The 3,637-nt window shown below is 72.2% G+C and carries 3 protein-coding genes; 1 reads left to right on the top strand and 2 read right to left on the bottom strand.

Annotated elements, in window-relative coordinates; translation table 11 throughout:
* Together DQW06_RS25275 and DQW06_RS25270 are read right to left on the bottom strand one after the other, a co-directional pair.
* Nucleotides 1-1,463, bottom strand: a 1,463-nt coding sequence (locus DQW06_RS25275; protein ID WP_117199441.1) for a PTS transporter subunit EIIC, incomplete at its 3' end; no start/stop codon positions are given.
* Between the two features lie 42 nt (nt 1,464-1,505).
* Nucleotides 1,506-2,243 (bottom strand): GntR family transcriptional regulator, encoded by a 738-nt coding sequence (locus DQW06_RS25270; protein WP_013154738.1) that lies wholly within the window; start codon nt 2,241-2,243, stop codon nt 1,506-1,508.
* A gap of 316 nt (nt 2,244-2,559) precedes the next feature.
* Between DQW06_RS25270 and DQW06_RS25260 the strand changes: the two genes are divergently transcribed.
* A complete protein-coding gene (locus DQW06_RS25260; protein WP_013154737.1) occupies nt 2,560-3,603 on the top strand; it encodes an SIS domain-containing protein in 1,044 nt (347 codons plus the stop codon).
* The last annotated feature ends 34 nt before the right edge of the window (nt 3,604-3,637 follow it).

Raw genomic sequence — 3,637 nt, 5'->3', positions numbered from 1 at the left:
GTCCCGCCCCCGGCGGTCCCCCCGGCCCCCGGCGGGTCCTCACCCGTGTCGGCCTCGGTGCGCGCCCGCACGGTCTCGCCCGGCTCGTCCGGGTCGCGCTCCCGGCCCGGCGTGGGCAGGTTGAAGCGGGTGATGAGCAGGTAGAAGATCCCGAAGTAGGCCGCGAAGTACACCAGGCCCACCAACAGGATCACCCCCAGCCCCTGGGTGTTGTCCTTGGTGGCGTTCAACAGCATGTCGATCAGACCCGCCGAGAACCCGAAGCCCAACTGGGCGTCCAGCGCGTTGAGCACCGCCATCGAGATGCCGGTCAGCACCACGTGCACCGCGAACAGCGCCGGGGCCACGAAGATGAACGCGAACTCCACCGGCTCGGTGATGCCCGTCGCGAAGGCCGTCAGCGCCGCGGGGATCATGATCGACCCGATCTGCGTCCGCCGGGCCTTGGGCGTGGCCAGCCACATCGCCAGCGCCGCACCGGGCAGGCCGAACATCAGCACCGGGAAGAACCCGGACAGCAGACCGCCCGCGTCCGGGTCGCCGGCGAAGTAGCGGGTGATCTCTCCGTGCGCCACGGTGCCGTCGGGAGCGGTGTAGGTGCCCGACACGAACCAGATGAACGAGTTCACCACGTGGTGCAGGCCCAGCGGCAGCAGCAGGCGGTTGATCACCCCGTAGGCCCCGGCTCCCACCGCGCCCGCGCCGATGATGCCCTCGCCCAGGTCCTGGATCCATCCGCCCACGACCGGCCAGACCAGGCCGAGCACCACGCCCATCACCAGACCGGCCAGCGCCGTCACGATCGGCACGAACCTGCGACCGCCGAAGAAGCCCAGCCAGGTCGGCAGCTTGATCCGGTGGTAGCGCTGCCACAGCAGGGCCGCCACCAGACCCACCGCGATGCCGCCGAGCACGTCGGTCGGGTTCTTCACCGCGTGGTTGATCACCGGCATGACCGCGTTGACGGCCTCGGGGGCGGTGACGGGCTGGCGTGTGACCGGGTCCACCGCCAGCGGGTACGTGGTCAGCCGCGACCCCAGGTCACCGGTGGCGCCGTCGAAGGTCACCATCGTCCAGGTGGCCACCCGGTCGAACACCAGGTAGCCCACGACCGCGGCCAGGGCGGTCGAACCGTCGGCGCGCTTGGCGAACCCGATCGCCACACCGATCGCGAACAGCAGCGGCAGGGCCTGGAAGACCGCGTCGCCCGCCATGCCGACGGCGCCCGCGACCGGCTCCATCCAGCCCATCCCGGAAAGCCCGGCCAGGCCGTCGGCGCCGAGCAGGTCGGGCTGGCCCAGGCGGAGCAGGATCGCGGCGGCGGGCAGGACCGCGATGGGCATCATCAGGCTGCGGCCGAGCCTTTGCAGGACGGCGAGCGTGGACGAGCCGCGCTTGGACCGGCCCGCGTCGCCGCCCGGGGGCTGCGACGCGGTCGGTGTCGGGGTCTGGTCCGAACTCATGGGGGGTCCTTCCTCGGACACGCGCCTCGTGGGCGCGGGACTTCAGTCGCCGTGCCGCCGGGGGTCCAGCCGGGAGTGCAGCTGGTAGCGGTCGGCTCGGTAGGTGGACAGCGCCAGTTCCACGCACTGTCCGTTGGCGAAGCTCCGGCGCTGCATCACCAGCACCGGGCTCCCAGCTGGCAGGCCGAGGAGTCGGGAGTCGGCCGAGTCGCAGATCCCGGCCTCGATGGTCTGTTCCCCGGAATCCAACAGGATGTCGAACTCGTTTTCCAGCACCTCGTAGAGGGACCGTTCGGCGAGGTCGTAGTCCTCCAGGCCCGGGACCATGGCGGCGGGGATGTTGGAGCGCTCCACGGCCATCGGCTCGTCGTCGGCGGTGCGCATGCGCTCGATGTGGTGCACCAGGGTGCCCGGCGCGATGTCCAGCATGCGCGCGGTGTGCCCGCTCGCCGGGATGACCTGGCGGATCAGCTCGCGGGCCCCCGGTTCGAAGCCGCGTGCGCGCATGTCCTCGCTGAAGGAGGCCAGCACCAGGGACATCTCGATCTTGGGGCGGGCGATGAAGGTCCCCTTGCCGGGGACCCGGTACAGCCGCCCCTCGGCCACCAGCAGGTCGATGGTCTGGCGGACGGTCATCCGCGAGAGCCCGTAGGTGGCGCTGAGCTCGCGCTCGGAGGGGATCATGTCGTCCACGCCCAGCCCCGCCGCGGTGATCCAGTCCAGGAGCAGGTCGCGCAGTTGGCTGTACTTGGGCAGCGGGTTGCTGGGGTCGATCGACATGGAGCGGGTGGCCTTCTCGGTCGGCGGGTGGAGTTGGCGTCAGACCTTAGCGCGGACGGACCCTGCGTGTCCGGCGCACCCGGCCCGGGTTCCTCCGGGACGATTCGGGCGCGACTGGTATAGTCCGGACTAGACCACAGCTCCGACCGCGTGTCAATCCACCCAAGGGCAGGCGGTTCGCACCTGTTATCAGGGCAGACCGAGGGGTCCGCCCGGGAGTCCGGACCACCCGCGCGACCCCCTGTCCGCCGTCCGCCAGCCGAGGCGCGCGCTCCGCCGCGTCCACCGCCCGCGCCACCCACAGGAAGGGCCCTCCATGACCACCACCACGAGCGTGATGCGTTCCGAGATCGCCGAACAGCCGGAGGCGCTGCGCCGCACCTTCACCGAACTCCTGCCGCTGCGCCCCGAGATCGAGGCCCTGGGCCGCCGCACCAGGCACGTGCTGTTCATCGCCCGCGGCTCCTCCGACAACGCGGCGGTCTACGGCAGCTACCTCCTCCAGGCGCACACCGGCCGCCTGGCCACCCTGGGCTCGCCGTCCATCGCCACCACCTACGGGGCGCGGATCGACCTGTCCGACGTCCTGGCCGTCGCGATCTCCCAGTCCGGCAAGACCGAGGAGATCGTCGAGACCATGCGCTGGGCCGCCGACTGCGGCGCGCGCACCGTCGGCGTCACCAACGGCGCGGAGTCCCCGCTGGCCCGCGAGGCCGACGTCGCCCTGGTCACCCGGGCCGGGAGCGAGGTCGCGGTACCCGCCACCAAGACCTACAGCACCCAGCTGGCCGCCCTCGCCGTCCTGGCCCTGGGCCTGGGCGCCGACCTGGACCCCGGCGACCTGACCCGCGTCTCCGAGGGCATCGAGGAGACCCTCGCGGCGCCCTCGGACGCCCTGGAGGAGATCGTCGAGCGGATGGTCGCGGTCCAGGGAGCGGTCATCTCCGGCCGCGGCATGGCCTTCTCCACCGCGCTGGAGGCCGCCCTCAAGCTCAAGGAGGCCTGCTACCTCCACGCCATGGGCCTGTCCTACGCCGACCTGCTGCACGGACCCATCGCCGTGGTGGACCCGCGCACCCCCGCGCTGCTGGTGGCCGCGCCCACCGGCCCGACCCTCCAGGGCACGGTCTCCCTCGCCGAGCGCGTCCGCTCCGCCGGGGCGCCGGTCTTCGGCTTCGGCGGCGGCGACGCCCTGGCCGCCGCCAGCGACGTGTCCGTGCCGGTCCCCGACGTGCCCGAGTGGGTGTCCCCGATGAACCTCATCGTCCCCGCCCAGCTGCTCACCGAGCGCCTGGCCCGCCGCCTGGGCTACAACCCCGACGTCCCGCGCGGTCTGAACAAGGTCACGCAGACCTCCTGAGCGGGGCACAACACCCCGTCCGGCCCCCGACCCT

Origin of the sequence: Nocardiopsis sp. TNDT3, from assembly GCF_003427465.1 — a bacterium.
Taxonomy (GTDB): Bacteria; Actinomycetota; Actinomycetes; order Streptosporangiales; family Streptosporangiaceae; genus Nocardiopsis; species Nocardiopsis dassonvillei.
This window is presented reverse-complemented; position numbering and strand designations above follow the sequence as displayed.

Excerpts from the sequence above, each read along its gene's own strand:
- DQW06_RS25270 (WP_013154738.1), bottom strand. The coding sequence starts at position 2,243 with ATGTCGATCGACCCCAGCAACCCGCTGCCCAAGTACAGCCAACTGCGC.
- DQW06_RS25260 (WP_013154737.1), top strand. The coding sequence starts at position 2,560 with ATGACCACCACCACGAGCGTGATGCGTTCCGAGATCGCCGAACAGCCG.